The organism is Burkholderia sp. AU45388 (genome assembly GCF_030481585.1).
Lineage (GTDB): Bacteria > Pseudomonadota > Gammaproteobacteria > Burkholderiales > Burkholderiaceae > Burkholderia > Burkholderia sola.
In genome coordinates, this window is record NZ_JAUJPV010000002.1 from 694,164 (window position 1) to 709,986 (window position 15,823).

The 15,823-nt window shown below is 69.6% G+C and carries 15 protein-coding genes; 7 read left to right on the forward strand and 8 right to left on the reverse strand.

From position 1 onward, the window contains the following. Nucleotides 1-7: 7 nt before the first annotated feature. Entirely contained in the window at nucleotides 8-880 is an 873-nt protein-coding gene (locus QZM72_RS07035) for an aldo/keto reductase family oxidoreductase (protein ID WP_301737640.1), read from the reverse strand. A gap of 101 nt (nucleotides 881-981) precedes the next feature. On the opposite strand from QZM72_RS07035, the gene QZM72_RS07040 reads away from it, so the two are divergent. Next, nucleotides 982-1,881 (forward strand): LysR family transcriptional regulator, encoded by a 900-nt coding sequence (locus tag QZM72_RS07040; RefSeq protein WP_301737641.1) that lies wholly within the window; start codon nucleotides 982-984, stop codon nucleotides 1,879-1,881. A 153-nt stretch (nucleotides 1,882-2,034) separates the two neighbouring features. Here QZM72_RS07040 and QZM72_RS07045 read toward each other — a convergent pair whose 3' ends face one another. Continuing rightward, nucleotides 2,035-2,796, reverse strand: coding sequence for an isocitrate lyase/phosphoenolpyruvate mutase family protein (locus tag QZM72_RS07045; RefSeq protein ID WP_301737642.1), 762 nt, complete (start codon nucleotides 2,794-2,796; stop codon nucleotides 2,035-2,037). Nucleotides 2,797-2,946: 150 nt separating this feature from the next. Then, complete coding sequence (locus QZM72_RS07050) at nucleotides 2,947-3,414, reverse strand: MarR family winged helix-turn-helix transcriptional regulator (protein ID WP_089469077.1); 468 nt, start codon at nucleotides 3,412-3,414, stop codon at nucleotides 2,947-2,949. A gap of 81 nt (nucleotides 3,415-3,495) precedes the next feature. On the opposite strand from QZM72_RS07050, the gene QZM72_RS07055 reads away from it, so the two are divergent. Further along, on the forward strand, nucleotides 3,496-3,864 hold the full coding sequence (locus QZM72_RS07055; protein WP_089469078.1) for a YciI family protein: 369 nt from the start codon (nucleotides 3,496-3,498) through the stop codon (nucleotides 3,862-3,864). 95 nt (nucleotides 3,865-3,959) lie between these two features. Beyond that, complete coding sequence (locus tag QZM72_RS07060) at nucleotides 3,960-4,577, forward strand: glutathione S-transferase family protein (RefSeq protein ID WP_301737643.1); 618 nt, start codon at nucleotides 3,960-3,962, stop codon at nucleotides 4,575-4,577. Nucleotides 4,578-4,637: 60 nt separating this feature from the next. On the opposite strand, the gene QZM72_RS07065 is transcribed toward QZM72_RS07060, so the two are convergent. The 5 genes from QZM72_RS07065 to QZM72_RS07085 form a co-directional block, all read right to left on the reverse strand. Then, a complete protein-coding gene (locus tag QZM72_RS07065) occupies nucleotides 4,638-5,360 on the reverse strand; it encodes an HAD family hydrolase (protein ID WP_301737644.1) in 723 nt (240 codons plus the stop codon). 24 nt (nucleotides 5,361-5,384) lie between these two features. Next, the gene (locus tag QZM72_RS07070; protein ID WP_301737645.1) at nucleotides 5,385-6,356 is read right to left on the reverse strand and encodes an ornithine cyclodeaminase family protein; all 972 of its coding nucleotides are present in this window, start codon (nucleotides 6,354-6,356) and stop codon (nucleotides 5,385-5,387) included. Between the two features lie 110 nt (nucleotides 6,357-6,466). Next, nucleotides 6,467-7,597, reverse strand: coding sequence for a DSD1 family PLP-dependent enzyme (locus QZM72_RS07075; RefSeq protein ID WP_301737646.1), 1,131 nt, complete (start codon nucleotides 7,595-7,597; stop codon nucleotides 6,467-6,469). 101 nt (nucleotides 7,598-7,698) lie between these two features. Continuing rightward, nucleotides 7,699-8,658, reverse strand: coding sequence for a LysR substrate-binding domain-containing protein (locus tag QZM72_RS07080; RefSeq protein ID WP_301737647.1), 960 nt, complete (start codon nucleotides 8,656-8,658; stop codon nucleotides 7,699-7,701). Nucleotides 8,659-8,792: 134 nt separating this feature from the next. Then, nucleotides 8,793-9,707: an NAD(P)/FAD-dependent oxidoreductase gene (locus tag QZM72_RS07085; protein WP_301737648.1), complete on the reverse strand. Its 915-nt coding sequence runs from the start codon at nucleotides 9,705-9,707 to the stop codon at nucleotides 8,793-8,795. A gap of 140 nt (nucleotides 9,708-9,847) precedes the next feature. Here QZM72_RS07085 and QZM72_RS07090 point away from each other — a divergent pair, with 140 nt between their 5' ends. From QZM72_RS07090 to QZM72_RS07105, 4 genes are all read left to right on the forward strand, one after another. After that, on the forward strand, nucleotides 9,848-10,288 hold the full coding sequence (locus QZM72_RS07090; RefSeq protein ID WP_301737649.1) for an Rrf2 family transcriptional regulator: 441 nt from the start codon (nucleotides 9,848-9,850) through the stop codon (nucleotides 10,286-10,288). 261 nt (nucleotides 10,289-10,549) lie between these two features. After that, nucleotides 10,550-11,146 (forward strand): DUF2760 domain-containing protein, encoded by a 597-nt coding sequence (locus QZM72_RS07095; RefSeq protein WP_301737650.1) that lies wholly within the window; start codon nucleotides 10,550-10,552, stop codon nucleotides 11,144-11,146. Beyond that, the gene (locus tag QZM72_RS07100) at nucleotides 11,143-12,984 is read left to right on the forward strand and encodes an Hsp70 family protein (protein ID WP_301737651.1); all 1,842 of its coding nucleotides are present in this window, start codon (nucleotides 11,143-11,145) and stop codon (nucleotides 12,982-12,984) included. The genes QZM72_RS07095 and QZM72_RS07100 overlap by 4 nt, the downstream gene beginning before the upstream one ends. 5 nt (nucleotides 12,985-12,989) lie before the next feature. Further along, the gene (locus QZM72_RS07105; protein WP_301737652.1) at nucleotides 12,990-15,776 is read left to right on the forward strand and encodes an Hsp70 family protein; all 2,787 of its coding nucleotides are present in this window, start codon (nucleotides 12,990-12,992) and stop codon (nucleotides 15,774-15,776) included. Nucleotides 15,777-15,823: the final 47 nt, after the last annotated feature.

The window sequence follows — 15,823 nt, forward strand, 5'->3', positions numbered from 1 at the left end:
CCTTGCGTCAGGCGCCGCTGGCGATGCGGTCGAGTTCCGCGAGCGCGTCGGCCGGCAGATCGAGATCGGCCGCCGCGAGATTCTCGCGCAGATGCGCGACCGACGACGTGCCCGGAATCAGCAGGAGATTCGGTGCGCGACGCAGCAGCCACGCAAGCGCGACCTGCATCGGCGTCGCGCCGATCCGGGCCGCGACGCCGGACAGCGTCGACGACTGCAGCGGCGAGAAGCCGCCGAGCGGAAAGTACGGCACGTACGCGATGCCGTCGCGGGCCAGCGCGTCGATCAGCGCATCGTCGCCGCGATGCGCGATGTTGTAGTGGTTCTGCACGCAGACGATGTCGCAGATCCGCCGGCCTTGCGCGACCTGCGCCGGCGTGACGTTGCTCAGGCCGATGTGCCGGACGAGCCCGCGCCGCTGCAGCTCGGCGAGCGTGGTCAGCGGCGCTTCGATCGATCCCTCGGCCGGCCCGTGCGTGTCGAACATGATGCGCAGGTTGACGACATCGAGCACGTCGAGCCCCAGGTTGCGCAGGTTGTCGTGCACGGCCCGTTCGAGTTCGTCGGGCGCGAAGGCGGGCAGCCACGATGCGTCGTCGCCGCGTCGGGCGCCGATCTTGGTGACGATCACGAGATCGTCGCGATACGGATGCAACGCGTCGCGAATCAACTGGTTCGTGACGTGCGGGCCGTAGAAGTCGCTGGTGTCGAGATGATCGACGCCGGATTCGACGGCTTCGCGCAATACGTTCAATGCGGCCTCGCGATCTTTCGGCGGGCCGAATACACCGGGGCCCGCAAGCTGCATCGCGCCGTAGCCGATCCGTTTGACGTGGCGATCGCCCAGCTTGAAGGTGGCGGTGTGGCGAATATCGGGCATGACCGTGCTCCTGTCGAAGAGATGAATGCGTTCAGCATAAGGACGCGTCGGCTGCGCGATAAGCCGGCATAATTCGCACGGGTTGTACGAAAAGGCGAACAATGCAAACCGATCTGGGCGATCTGAACGCGTTCATGGCCGTCGCACGCGCGAGCGGCTTCCGCGACGCCGCTCGCATGACGGGCCTCAGTGCGTCAGGGCTGAGCGAGGCCGTGCGCCGGCTGGAAACGCGGCTCGGCGTACGGCTGCTGCACCGCACGACGCGTAGCGTCGTGCCCACCGAAGCCGGCGAGCGCCTGCTCGCGCGTCTCGGGCCCGCCCTGACCGAAGTGGCGGCGGCGCTCGACGGTATCGATGAATTCCGCGGCCGACCGGCCGGCACGCTGAAGCTCAACGTGCCGGTCAGCGCATCGCGGCTCGTGTTGCCGGCGATCGTGCCGCGTTTTCTCGATGCGTATCCGGACATCCGGCTGGAGGTGACGGCCGACGAAAGTTTCGTCGACGTGCTGGCGGCCGGATGCGACGCGGGCATCCGCTACGACGAACGGCTCGAACAGGACATGATCGCGGTGCCGATCGGCCCGCGCATCCAGCGGTTCGCGACCGCGGCGGCACCCGGCTATCTCGACCGGCATGGCCGGCCGCAACATCCGCGCGACCTGTTCGGCCATCGGTGCCTGCGCGGGCGTTTCGCAAGCGGCGCGATGCCGCCGTGGGAGTTCGAGCGCGACGGCGAGGTCGTGCGGGTCGAGCCGCCGGCCGGGCCGCTGCTGGTCCAGATCGGCGGGGCGACGGAGCTGATGGTCGATGCGGCGATCGCCGGGACGGGCATCCTGCATCTGTTCGAGGACTGGGTGCGTCCGCATTTCGACAGCGGCGTGCTCGAACCCGTGCTCGAACCATGGTGGCGGCCGTTCTCGGGGCCTTTTCTGTATTACCCGGGGCGGCGTCTCGTGCCGCCGGCGCTACGCGCGTTCATCGATTTCATCAAGGCATCCTGAGCATAGGCCGGCGCGCCGTGGCGTGCGCGTCGGTGCGCGCGCGCTGCATGCGCCGCGGCCAGCGCGCGAGCACCGACGCGCAGGAGCCGGCGCCGATTACACGGAAGGCCGTCGTGTGATGTGCGGCAGGGCGCGCACGCCTCCGCGAATCCGTTACCCGCCTTGCTTGACCAGCGCCGCCAGCGCTTTCATCGCCTGCAGATACGGATACGGCCCGTGACTGATGCGTGCCACGCCGTAATCGGCGAGTTCCGCGATCGTCGGTGTGTCCGATACGCGCATCACGTTCACCGGCAGCGGCGACGCGGCCGTCAGTGCGCGAATCAGCGCCGGTGCGCGCAGGCCCGGCACGAACAGGCCGTCGGCACCGGCCGCCGCATACGCGCGGGCCCGCGCCAGCGTCGCGTCGAGCAAGCGTTCGTCGTGCGTATCGGCTGCGGCCGTGAAGAACACGTCGGTGCGCGCGTTGATGAAGTAGTCGGCGCCCGCGCGATCGGCCGCCTGCCGGGCTGCCGCGAGGCGGGCCGCCGCTTCGTCGACGTCGCGCAGTGCGCCCGTGGCCGGAAAACTGTCTTCGAGATTGCAGCCGATCGCGCCGGCCTGGATGCTGAGCGCGATCGTTTCGGCGATGTCCTCCGGCCGCTCGCCGTAGCCGCTTTCGAGATCGACGGTGACGGGCAAGTCCGTCGCGCGCACGATCCGCTCCAGCACGTCCATCATGAAGGCGCGCGGCATCTGCTCGCCGTCGGCGAAGCCGTTGGCCGCCGCGACCGACCAACTGCCCGTGGCCAGTGCGACGGCGCCCGCGTCGGCCGCCGTACGCGCACTGCCGGCATCCCAGACGTTGAACAGCGCCAGCGGTTGGCCCGCGCGGTGAAGCGACCGGAAAATCGCGCCTTTCTCGTTGTTGCCCATGCTCGTCTCCTGATGGGGGGATACCGGACCGGTTGTCGTGCCGAGCGATATTGCCACCGAATCGGGCGGTGCGACCGGCTTGCGCAATGTCTGCTGACAGCGCGTGACAGGAAGTGCGTGCGACCGCCGCGGCGCGATCCGCGCGGCGCTTCAGTCGCGTGAGCCCGGTTCGATCGACAGCGTGCGCAACTGGCCGCGCAACTGGTCGACTTCGCCCGGCGCGAACGGTCGCTCGATCTCGGCGTGCGCCTGCTGCCACAGCGGGAACGCTTCGGCCAGCAGGTCGTGCCCGTCCGGCGTCAGCGAGAGCAGGCGGCTGCGTCCGTCGTCGGGATCCTGGACGATCGTGACGAGGCCGCGCCGCTCGAGCGGCTTGAGCGCGGCCGTGAGCGTGGTGCGGTCCATCGCGAGCAGCGACGCGACCGATTTCATCGGCGCCGGTTGCGGCCGGTTCAACGACATCAGCAGCGAAAACTGGCCGTTGGTGAGGTCGAGCGGGCGCAGCACCTCGTCGAAGATGCGCGCGAGATTGCGGGCCGCGCGCTGCATGTGCAGGCACAGGCAGCAATCGCGCACCATCAGCGTCGTTTCGAAGGGAAGCTTTTCTTTTCGTGCCATGTTGCAATTGTGTTGATATCAACCTATCTTGTCAACGTCGAGGCGCGGCAACCTGCCGCGCCCGTCATCGGAGGAGAAGGCATGAGTGCGCAACAACAGTTGTATCTCGCCGTATTTCTCGGGAGCCAGGATAGCCCGGCGATGAAGGCATGGCTCGCGCTGCCGGAGGACGAGCGGCGCACGCGCGAGCGCGACGGCATCGCCGCATGGCATGCGTGGGTCGACCGGCATCGCGACGCGATCGTCGAGCTGGGCGGGCCGCTCGGCAAGACCAAGGCCATCGATGCAGGCGGCATCCGCGACACGACCAATGCGTTGACCGGCTTTACCGTCGTGCGGGCGGCGTCGCACGACGCGGCCGCCGCGCTGTTCGACGGGCATCCGCATTTCACGCTGTTCCCGGGCGAGTCGGTCGACGTGATGCCGGTGCTCGCGATTCCCGGCGCGTGAGCGGCACGTGATGCCCTGCGACGCGCGTCGCTTCGTTCGATGCGCAGTGGCCCGGCATGCAGACATTTTCCCGACATTCTGGATGGAGACTGGCGATGAAGCTTTACGGATTTGCCGGCACGCGCTCGCAGCGCGCGCTGTGGGGGCTGAAGGAACTGGATGCGGATTTCGAATTCGTGTCGGTCAACCTGCTCGAGGGCGAGCACAAGCGGCGCGAATTCCTGCGCCTCAATCCGGCCGGCAAGGTGCCCGTGCTGGTGGACGGCGACCTCGTGATTCCCGAATCGGCCGCGATCGTGCTGTATCTCGCGGACAAGTACCCGGAGAAGGCGCTGCTGCCCGTCGATCCGGCGTTGCGGGCCGAGGCCTATCGGTGGGTCATGTTCGCGGTGACGGAGCTCGAGCAGCCGCTGTGGCGAATCACGCGGCACACGTTCCTCTATCCGCCGGAGAAGCGCTCGCTGGCCGATATCGAACTGGCGCGCGAGGATTTCACGACGATGGCCGCGATTCTCGACAAGCATCTGGAAGGGCGAGAGTTCATCGTCGGCGATACGCTGACGGTGGCCGATTGCGTGACGGCCTACCTGAGCGACTGGGCGAGCGAATGCCACCTGATCGAACCGTTCCCACAGCTGCGCGCGTATCTCGAACGGCTGTATGCGCGGCCGAAGGCGCCGCAGCGGATCGCGGAGGCGAGGAAGGCGGCGTGAAAGTGAAACGGGGAGCGGGCCATGCGCGGCGCGGCGCAGCGCGCCGCGCCCCGCCTACGATCACGAAACCGTATCGGGCCCGCCCAGCGCACGACACAGCATCGCCAGATCGCGCAACCTGAGATGCGGCGTGACCGCATGCGGCGCCGCCGGCTCTTCATCCGCCGAAGGCTCGCGCACGACCCACGCGGCCTGAAGCCCCGCATTCACCGCGCCGACGATGTCGAGGTGGAAGTCGTCGCCGACGTGCAGCAGTTCGGCCGGCCGCACGCCGAGTGCGTCCGCCGCCGCATGGAAGATCTCGGGTTCGGGCTTGGCGAAGCCGAATGCCCGTGCGCTGAGCGTCGTGCGGAAGAATTCGCCGCCGCCAGTGAGCCGAAGATCGGCGTTGCCGTTGGTGACCGCGATCAACGGAAAGCGTGCGCTCAACCACGCCAGCGCCGGCAGCGCGTCTTCGTAGAATTCGACGCGGTTACGCGCCGCGTAGAAGACGTCGTAGGCGCGCTCGGTCAGCGAGACATCTTCGTTCGCGCGTTCCAGCGCCAGCCGGATCGACCCGATTCGCATCGCGCGATAGTCGCTGGCGAGATCCGGGCACAACCGTTCGTATTCCTCACGCAGCGCAGCGAGTGCCCGTTGCGTGGGCAGCACGCGCTCGGTATTCGGCGCGTGCTCGATCAACCATGCGCGAAGCGTCGCCTCGGCCCGTACGACGGATGGCCCGAACGGCCACAGGGTGTCGTCGAGGTCGAACGAGACGGCGGAAACTTGGGCGACACGCATGGCGGTTGAAAGCGGGAAGTCGTTTTACCAGGGCCACGGAACGGCGGTTCCGGTGCCGTTGTCGAGCGCGTGTCGATAGAGGAAGCGCGCGACGGTCAGGTCCTGCAGCGCGAGCCCCGTCATGTCGAAGACGGTGATCTCGTGCGCGGCACGGTCGACCGATGCCGCACCCGCGAGGATGTCACCGATTTCCGTGCGCGGCAAATCCGGCGCCCACTGGCACTCGCCGATGCTGCGCGCCTGATCGTGATCGTCGACGACGATGCGCGCGCGCTCCAGCACGCCGGCCGGAAGTTCGCGCTTGCCCGCGGTATCGGCGCCCACGCAGGTCAGGTGGGTGCCCGGCTGAACCGCATCCGCGTCGAACAACGCGCCGCCGCCGGGCGTGGCCGTGATCACCACGTCGCTATGGGCCACCGCATCGTTTCGGTCCCGCGCCACGCCGATCGTGCATCGAGCGACGAAGTGCGCTTCGAACGCCGGGTCCGGCTCGCCGCTGACGGTCACGTACTGCACCGTGCATCGCTGCGGCAGCAGCGCGAGCGCGTAGTCGAGCTGCACGCGCGCCTGCACGCCGGTGCCGAATACGCAGAGCCGCGTGCTGTCGCGACGCGCGAGCTGTTGCAGCCCGAGGCCGCCCGCGGCGCCGGTTCGCGCGGTGGTGATCGCGTTGCCGTCCATGATGCACAGCGGCCGGCCCGTCGCCGGATCGAACAACGCGACGGTGGCCTGATGCGGCTCGCCGCCGCGCGCGCGGTTGCCGGGCCAGAACCCGGCGGCCTTGAAGCCGAGCAGGTCCTGGCCGGCGACGTCGCCCGACTTGATGCCGAACACGCCGCCGGTATGGAGCTTCTCGCGCACGACCGGGAATACGCGTCCGGCCCTTTGACTGTGCAGCACGAAGGCTTCGCGCACGGCCGCCATCACTTGCTCGGCCTGCAGGGCGGACTCGACGGCATCGCGGTCGAGGAGAAGAAGGCGGGCGTCGGTCGGCATGGTCGGGGTGCCTGGTCGGCACGAGACGAATTCAGGGTGTTTAAATTTTGTCCAAACATGGACAAATAGTCAATGTATGTGACGGACGCGGGAAGGAAGGCGGCTAGCGCTTACCACCCGTAGAAGCGCGGCCACGTCTGCGCGGCGCCGTCATCGCCGACGGCCTGATATTCGGGATGTTGCGCGCCGGTCGCGCACGCATGATTCGGCAGGATGCGCAGCCGCGTGCCGATCGGAAACCGTTGCGCGATGCCCGTATCCGGCGTACCGCTTCGCGACACGATCCCGTGTTCCTGGTTGGCGCCGCTCAGCAGGTAGCCGCCAAGCACGTCGCCGTCTTCGGTGCAGACCTGCCCGTAGCCGAAGTCGCGCGCCTGGCGCTGCGTGCCGCGGTCGCGGCTCATCGCCATCCAGCCCGCGTCGACGATCGCCCAGCCTTTCTCTTCCTGGTGGCCGATGACGGTGGTCAGCACCGACAGCGCGATGTCGGACGGCGCGCACACGCCGATGTTGTGCATCACGAGGTCGAACATCACGTACACGCCGGCGCGCACTTCGGTCACGCCGTCGAGTCGTTGCGCCGCCAGCGCGGTGGGCGTCGACCCGACGCTCACGACCGGGCACGGCAGGCCGGCGGCCCGCAGGCGTTCCGCGGCCCGCACGGTGCGGCTGCGCTCCTGCTCGGCGATCGCGACCAGCGCCTCGTGCGTGTCGTATTCGTAGCTGGAACCCGCGTGAGCCAGCACGCCGCCGAGCAGCATGCCGCCGTCGGTCAGCGCGCGGCCGACGTCGATCAGCAGGTCGGCCTCGGGCGGGATGCCCGAGCGGTGGCCGTCGACGTCGACTTCGATCCACACGTCGAAACGTTCGCCGTGCTCACGCCCGAAGGCGGCGATCGCGTGGGCGGCCGGCAGGCTGTCGGCGACGATCTTCAGGTCGCAGCCTTGCCGCCGCAGCGCGAGCGCCTGGCCGAGCTTGGCGGGCACCATGCCGACCGCGTAGACGATGTCGCGGATGCCGTCCGCGAAGAACTGCTCGGCTTCCTTGAGCGTCGATACCGTGATGCCCTGCGCGCCGGCCGCGATTTGCGCGTCGACGACCTGCCGGCATTTGGTGGTCTTGACGTGCGGCCGGAACCGCACGCCGAGCGCGTCCAGATGCGTCTGCATGCGCGCGATGTTGCGCTGCATGCGGCCGACGTCGATCAATGCGGCCGGGGTGTTGAGGGTGCGAAGGTCCACGATGCGTCCGATTGCGGGGTTGCCGATGCGGACACTGTAGGGCGGTTGGCTCGCGTCGTGTTTAATGCGGGGCTAATCTGCCATTAAATTGAATTTAAGGATCATGCCTTGCCGCGCCACGGCGGCGGATCGAGAAACTGCCGCGCGGCGTCGAGAAAAATCCGCTGCCGCGCGGAGCGGCCGGTACGCGACGGCAACAGCGCCGTTACCGGCGCGGGCGGCAGGCGCCAGCCGGGCAGCAGCCGCACGAGCTTGCCGTTCGCGAGCAGCGGCGCGACGTCCCACTCGGAGCGTTCGACGATGCCGAGCCCGGCCAGCGCCCATTCGGTGATGACGGTGCCGTCGTTGGACGACAGCGCGCCGGTCACGCGGATGACGGTCGCCCGCCGCGATTCGCCCTCGACGCCGCTCGCGGGCGAGAAGCGCCAGCGCGGGATGTCCTCGTCGTTCTCCCGCAGGCACAGGCAGTCGTAGCGGGTCAGGTCGGACGGATGATTCAGGTCCTTGAGGCGGCGCGCGTACCCGGGGCTCGCGCACAGGAAGCGCTCGTTGGGCGCGAGCGGATAGCCGATCCACGAAGACGACTTGAGGCTGCCGACATGGACGACCACGTCGGCGCCCGATGCGCTGGTCAACGGGCTTTCCGACAGGTGGAGCGAGATTTCGAGCTTCGGATGCGCGCGCTGCACGTCGCGCACGATCCGCGCGACGTACTTGCGGCCGAAGCCGAGCGGGGCGACGACGCGCAGCGTGCCCTGCACGTCGCCGTGGTCGCCCGCGATGCTGACCGACAGCGCCTCCATGCGCTCGAGAATGCCGACGGCTTCCTGGTACAGCCGCTGCCCTTCGTCGGTCAGCGCAATCCCTTTCGGCTGCCGCACGGCGAGCCTCGCGTTCAGGCGCGCCTCCATCCGCTGCAGGCGGATCGTGACCGCGGGCGGCGTGAGGTCGAGCAGCCGGGCCGCCGCGGCCAGGGAGCGCGACGTGCCGATCGCGCGGACGAGTCGAAGGTCGTCGAGGTCGAGCATTTCATGGCTCTTAATGCGGAGGGTGTCGAGCATTAAACCGCAGATCGCGCGGGGAAGCTATCGACGTGGCGTGGAGCGGCTGCGATGAGGATGGCCGGAACGCGGCCGCCGCTTTCGCCCGATACATCGAATTTCCCGATCGACCGTGACGCCCGCTGTACGCCCGCCTACGCATCCAATCCGAAAATCAGCGACCGATGTGCGCCCACGCCGGCCGCCACGCCCGAGGCCGATGCGAACGTCGCGTTGGTCATCAGGCTCGACGCATCGCCGGCCGCATACACGCCGGCGACGCTCGTCTGCTTCCACGTATCGACGCGAATCGCGGTGCCGAGCGGTCCCTCGTCGAACGCGCAGCCGAGCTGCTGCGCGAGGTCGCTCGCCATGGCGGTGCGCGCGCCGACGAACAACGCATCGATCGGCACGACCTGCCCGTCGGCGAGCCGCAGCGCGTCGATACGCGGCGCGTCGCCGAGGATCTCGACGACCGGCGCGCGCTCGATGCGCACGCCGCGCGCAGCCAGCAACGCGGCTTCCTCTTCGTTCGCGTCGACCAGGCCCTGCGTGAACCACGTCGTCGGGCCCCAGTCCGGAATCAGGATCGCCTGATGGACCGACAGCGGATGCGTGGCGAGCACGCCGAGCCGCTGGCCGCTCACTTCATACCCATGGCAGTACGGGCAGTGCAGCACGCTGACGCCCCAGCGTTCGGCGAGCCCCGGCAGCGCGGGCAGTTCGTCGCGGATGCCGGTCGCGAGAATCAGCCGGTCGGCGCTCGCGCGGCTGCCGTCTGCCAGCGTCACGTGAAAGCGCCCGTCCGCGTCGCGTTCGGCGTGGCGCGCGTCGCCTTCGATGCGCTGCACGGTCGGATACGCGGCAAGCTGCGCGCTCGCTTCGGCGACGATCCGCGCGGGCGGCTTGCCGTCCTGCCCGAAGAAGCCGTGCGCGTGTTCGGCAAAGCGGTTGCGCGGCCGGCCGGCGTCGATCACGAGCACGCGGCGGCGTGCGCGCGCCAGCTGCATCGCGGCCGACAGCCCGGCAAAGCTGCCGCCGATCACGATCACTTCATGATGGGTATCCATACATCCACTCCTTTCTGAACCTGCGTGATGGACAGACGTGCTTCGCTGGCGGCCAACTCATGAAACACGAGAAGTTGCATGATAGGGCGGTGATATCATTCATGCAACTTCAGAAGTTTCGAGAAAGGGGAGTCCCGCCCGTGAGAACCGACAGCCGTTTGTCGCGCATGCTGCATGCGCTGATCCACATGGACCAGGCCGACGGCCCGCTGACGTCGGAGACGATCGCGACGATGCTGGGCACGAATCCGGTCGTCGTGCGGCGCCTGCTCGGCGGCTTGCGCGATGGCGGCTACGTGCAGTCGGAGAAGGGGCACGGCGGCGGCTGGGCGCTGAGCGTCGCGCTCGACGCCATCACGCTGCTCGACGTCTATCGCGCGGTGGGCGAGCCGCCGCTGTTTTCCGACCTGGTGTCCGAGGACGCGCCCGAATGCCTGGTCGAACAGGCGGTCAACGCGCATCTGTCGGCGGCGCTGAAGGACGCCGAAGCAGCGCTGCTCGCGCGCTTCGGCGAAGTCACGCTCGGCATGCTGTCGCAGGATTTCGAAGCGAAGGCGGCGCGGCTGCGCAAGCCGCGCTGACGCAGCGCAGCACGCCCGTAGTACGCGCATGACGCACGCTTCGGCGCGCCCCGGCGCGATCGAAACCGTCGCGCCGCGATGTTCTGTCCCTCAACTTCTGCCCGGTTCGCCCGCCACAGGGCAAAATACGGGTTTTCCGCACCCGCGAGGGCGCGTTCGAATCACGCGCCGGGCGGCGCCAGTGCGCAGGCCGCACGCCGCCGCCGGGCGCCCAGGCAAGAAACGCTCGCCCTGCCGCGAGCCCACAGGAGTCCAGACCCCATGCCCGAATCCAACCTGTCCTTCTTCGGCCGGCTGTCGCTGGCCGTCGGCACGTTCTTTTCCGTGCTCGGCAATCGCGAATTCGCCGCCGAAGTGCTGCGCGTGCGCGATGGCGCCCCGGCCCCGGCCCCGGTCGCGCCGGTCCCGACGCCGGCGCCCGCTGCCGCGCCCGTCGCACCCGCGCCGGTGAAGGCGTCGGCCCCGGAGCTGCGCGAAGCGAGCCCGCAGGCCGCCCTGCAACTGCTCGGCCTGCTGCAACGCGATGCGCGTTTCATCGATTTCGTCGAGGAAGACATCGCCGGCTACGCGGACGCCGACATCGGCGCGGCCGCGCGCCTCGTGCACGACGGCTGCCGTGCCGCGCTGCGCGAACACTTCACGATCGTGCCGGTGCGCGACGAAGCCGAAGGCAGCCGCGTGACGCTGCCGGCCGGCTTCGACGCGACGGCCGTGCGCGTGACCGGCAACGTGGTCGGCTCCGCGCCGTTTACCGGCACCGTCAGCCATCGCGGCTGGCGCGTGTCCGACGTGCGCCTGCCGAAGCTGACGGGCAGCCACGACGCATCGGTCGTCGCACCGGCGGAGGTGGAACTGTGAGCGATCCGCGCTATTCGATCGGTATCGACCTCGGGACGACCCATTGCGCGCTGTCGTACGTCGACAGCAGCACGAGCGACGGCGAAAAGATCGTGCAGCAGGTGCTGCCGATCGCGCAGCTCACCGCACCGGGCGCGCTGGAATCGCGCGACCTGCTGCCGTCGTTCCTCTACCTGCCGCATGAAAGCGAGCTGACGCAGGGCGACCTGACGCTGCCGTGGACGGCCTCGCGCGCGTTCGCGGTCGGCGAGATGGCGCGCACGCGCGGCGCCGGCACGCCGATCCGCCTCGTGTCGAGCGCGAAAAGCTGGCTGTGCCATCCGGGCGTCGATCGCCGCGCGGCGATCCTGCCGAGCGATGCGCCGCCGGAAGTGGCGCGCGTGTCGCCGCTGGAAAGCTCGATCCGTTATCTGACGCACCTGCGCGAAGCATGGGACCACGCGCATCCCGACGCGCCGTTCGCCGACCAGGACGTGACGGTCACGATTCCCGCGTCGTTCGATCCGGCCGCGCGCGAGCTGACGGCCGAGGCCGCACGCGCCGCCGGCTACTCGCGGATGACGCTGCTCGAAGAGCCGCAAGCGGCGCTCTACAGCTGGATCCAGAAGAGCGAAGGCGGCTGGCGCAAGCAGGTGCAGGTCGGCGACCTGATCCTGTGCGTCGACGTCGGCGGCGGCACGACCGACCTGTCGTTGATCGCGGTGGTCGAGCGTGACGGCAATCTCGAACTGCATCGCGTGGCGGTGGGCGAGCACATCCTGCTCGGCGGCGACAACATGGACCTCGCGCTCGCGCACGTGGTCGCACGCAAGCTCGCGCAGCAAGGCACGCAGGCCGATCCGTGGCAACTGCGCGCGCTGACCTACGCGTGCCGTTCGGCGAAGGAAACGCTGCTGTCCGACCCGACGACCGACGCGGTGCCGCTCGTCGTGCCGAGCCGCGGCTCGAAGCTGATCGGCGGCTCGATCCGCACGGAGCTGACGCGCGCGGAACTGACGCAGACGATCCTCGAAGGCTTCTTCCCGCAGGTCGATGCGGCCGCGCGCCCGGTGAGCCGCGCGCGTGTCGGCCTGACGCAGCTCGGCCTGCCGTATGCGCAGGATGCCGGCATCACGCGCCATCTCGCGGCGTTCCTCGGCCGCCAGGTCGCGGCGCTCGACACGCTCGAAGGCGTGCAGCGCACGCTGCCGCAAGGCGCGACGTTCCTGCATCCGACCGCCGTGCTGTTCAACGGCGGCGTGTTCAAGTCGACGCTGCTCACGCAGCGCGTCCTCGACACGCTCAACGGCTGGCTCGCCGCCGAAGGCGCGCCGCCCGCGCGCCTGCTCGAAGGCGCGGATCTCGATCTCGCGGTCGCGCGCGGCGCGGCGTACTACGGCTACGTGAAGCGCGGCCGCGGCGTGCGCATTCGCGGCGGCACGGCGCGCGCGTACTACGTCGCGATCGAATCGGCGATGCCCGCGGTGCCGGGGCTGGAGCCGCCGGTGCAGGCGCTGTGCGTCGCGCCGTTCGGGATGGAGGAAGGCTCGGACGCGGCGCTGCCGCCGCAGGAGTTCGGCCTCGTCGTCGGCGAACCGGTGCAGTTCCGCTTCTTCGGGTCGTCGGTGCGTCGTCAGGACCAGGTCGGCACGCTGCTCGACTACTGGTCGGCGGAAGAGCTGCAGGAGCTGGAGGAAATCCAGGCGACGCTGCCCGCCGAAGGGCGCACCGTCGGCGAAGTCGTGCCGGTGAAGCTGCATGCGCGCGTGACCGAAGCCGGCACGCTCGAACTCGAGGCGATCCCGAGCGGCACGAACGAGTGCTGGAAGGTCGAGTTCGACGTGCGCGGCGGCGCCTGAGCGCGATGAAGCGTTATACGGTCGGCATCGACCTCGGCACGAGCAATACGGTCGTCGCGTACGTCGAAGCCGGTTCCGACGCGATCCGCGTGTTCGACGTCGAGCAACTGGTCGGCCCCGGCGCGGTGGCCGCGCAGCCGCTGCTGCCGTCGGTGCGCTATCACCCGGCGGCGGGGGAACTGCCGCCGGATGCGTTGCGGCTGCCGTGGGCGGCCGATGCGAAGGCCGCTCCGAACGCGGATGCGAAGGCCGATCCGAAGGCCCACGCTAATGCGGCCGGTGCACGGCCCGCCGTGATCGGCCGCTACGCGCGCACGCTCGGCGCGCAGGTGCCGGGCCGGCTCGTGTCGAGCGCGAAGAGCTGGCTGTCGCACGCCGCGGTCGACCGGCTCGCGGCGATCCTGCCGTGGGGCGCGGCCGACGGCGTCGACAAGGTGTCGCCGGTCGATGCGAGCGCGAGCTACCTGGCGCACGTGCGCGACGCGTGGGACGCACGCTTTCCCGATGCGCCGCTCGCGCGGCAGGACGTGATCCTGACGGTGCCCGCGTCGTTCGACGACGGCGCGCGCGCGCTGACGGTCGAAGCCGCCAAACGCGCGAAGCTGCCGGCGCTGCGGCTGCTGGAGGAGCCACAGGCCGCGTTCTACGACTGGCTGTACGGCCAGCGCGCGACGTTGCGCGACACGTTCGCCGCGCCGCGGCGCGTGCTGATCTGCGACGTCGGCGGCGGCACGACCGACCTCACGCTCGTCGACGTCGCGCCGGGCGACGACGGCGAGCCGACCTTTACGCGCGTCGGCGTCGGCAATCACTTGATGCTCGGCGGCGACAACATGGACCTCGCGCTCGCGCGCCTGGTCGAGTCGCGGCTGACCGAGCCCGGTACGCGGCTGTCGGCCGCGAGCCTGTCGCAACTCGTCGAGCGCTGCCGTGCGGCGAAGGAGCGGCTGCTCGGCGACGACGCGCCGGCGTCCGTCACCGTCACGCTGCTTGGCGCGGGCAGCAAGCTCGTCGGCGGCGCGCGCTCGGCCGAGCTGACACGGCAGGAAGTCGAGCAGATCGTCGTCGACGGGTTCTTTCCGCAGGTCGAGGCCGGCGAATTGCCGCGCCGCGCGCGCGCGGCGATCGTCGAATTCGGCTTGCCGTATGCGAGCGACGCGGCTGTCACGCGCCACGTCGCCGCGTTCCTGAACCGTCATGCGGAAGGCCCGCTGCCCGACACGCTGCTGCTCAACGGCGGCGTGTTCCGCGCGGGCGCGCTCGCCGGCCGTCTCGCGCAGACGCTCGGTGCGTGGCGCGGCGCACCGCTCGACGTGCTGCACAACGCGCATCCCGATGTGGCCGTCGCGCGCGGCGCGGTGGCCTACGGGCTCGCGCGTGCCGGCCATGCGCCGCGCATCGGCGGCGGCTCCGCGCGCAGCTATTTCCTCGTGCTCGACGATGGCGAAGGCGACGCGGGCGCGCGCGGCGTCTGCCTGCTGCCGCGCGGTGCGGAAGAGGGCCGCGAGATCCGGCTCGACGATCGCACGTTCGCGCTGCAGCTGGGACAGCCGGTGCGCTTCCACCTCGTATCGACGGTGGCAGACACGAAATATCGACCCGGCGATCTCGTCGATCTCGACGGCGGCGATTTCGTGCGGCTGCCGCCGATCGCGACGGTCGTCGACGCGAAGGCGGCCGGCGACGCGCGCGAAACGCCGGTGAAGCTCACCGCGTCGCTGACCGAGGTCGGCACGCTCGAAATGCATTGCATCGCGACCGACGACGCGGCGCGCCGCTGGCGGCTCGAATTCCAGTTGCGCGGCGATGCGCCGGTTCACGGCGACGATGCGGCGCCCGCCCGGCATCCGCGGCTCGACCAGGCGATCGAGCTGATCGAGCGCTCGTTCGGCAGCAAGGTTGCGGGCGTCACGCCGAAGGACACGCGCCGGTTGCGCGCGCAACTGGAACAGGTACTCGGCGCGCGCGAAGACTGGGACGTCGCGCTGGCGCGCGAACTGTTCGACGCATTGCTCGCGCGGGCGCGGCGACGGCGCCGCTCGGCCGATCACGAGCGCGCATGGCTGAATCTCGCCGGGTATTGCCTGCGTCCGGGCTTCGGCCATCCGCTCGACGCGTGGCGCGTCGAGCAGCTGTGGCCGCTGTTCGACGACGGCATTCAATACGTGACCGACGCGCAGGTGTGGTCCGAGTGGTGGACGCTGTGGCGGCGCGTGGCCGGCGGCCTCGACGACGATGCGCAGACGCAGGTGCGCGACGCAATCGCGTTCCTCGAACCGTCCGACGACAAGCGGCGCAAGCTGCCGTTCGATCCGGCCAAGGTCGGGCCGGCGGACATGACGCGGTTGTCCGCGTCGCTCGAACGGCTGCCTGTCGAACGCAAGGTCGAACTGGCCGGACGCTTGATCGTGCAATTGCAGAAGCCGGCCGAACGCGCGTTGTGCGCGTGGGCGCTCGGGCGGATCGGTGCGCGCCGGCCGTTCTATGGCAGCGCGCATAGTGTGGTGCCGGCGGAAACCGTGATCGGCTGGCTCGATGCGCTGTTCGCGCTTGACTGGAAGCAGGTCGAGCCGGCTGCGTTCGCGGCTGCGCAGATCGCGCGGATGACGGGCGATCGTTCGCGTGATCTGCCGGACGACACGCGCGAGGCCGTCATCAAGCGACTGTCGGCCGCGAATGCATCGGCGGCGTGGATCGACATGGTCCGTGAGGCGATCGCGTTCGACGAAGCCGATACGGTGCGCGTGTTCGGCGAAACGCTGCCGGCCGGGTTGAAGCTGCTGGGCGATTGAGAACAGTACGGGACGCTTCGATCTCGTTCGCGGATCGAAGCGTCCGG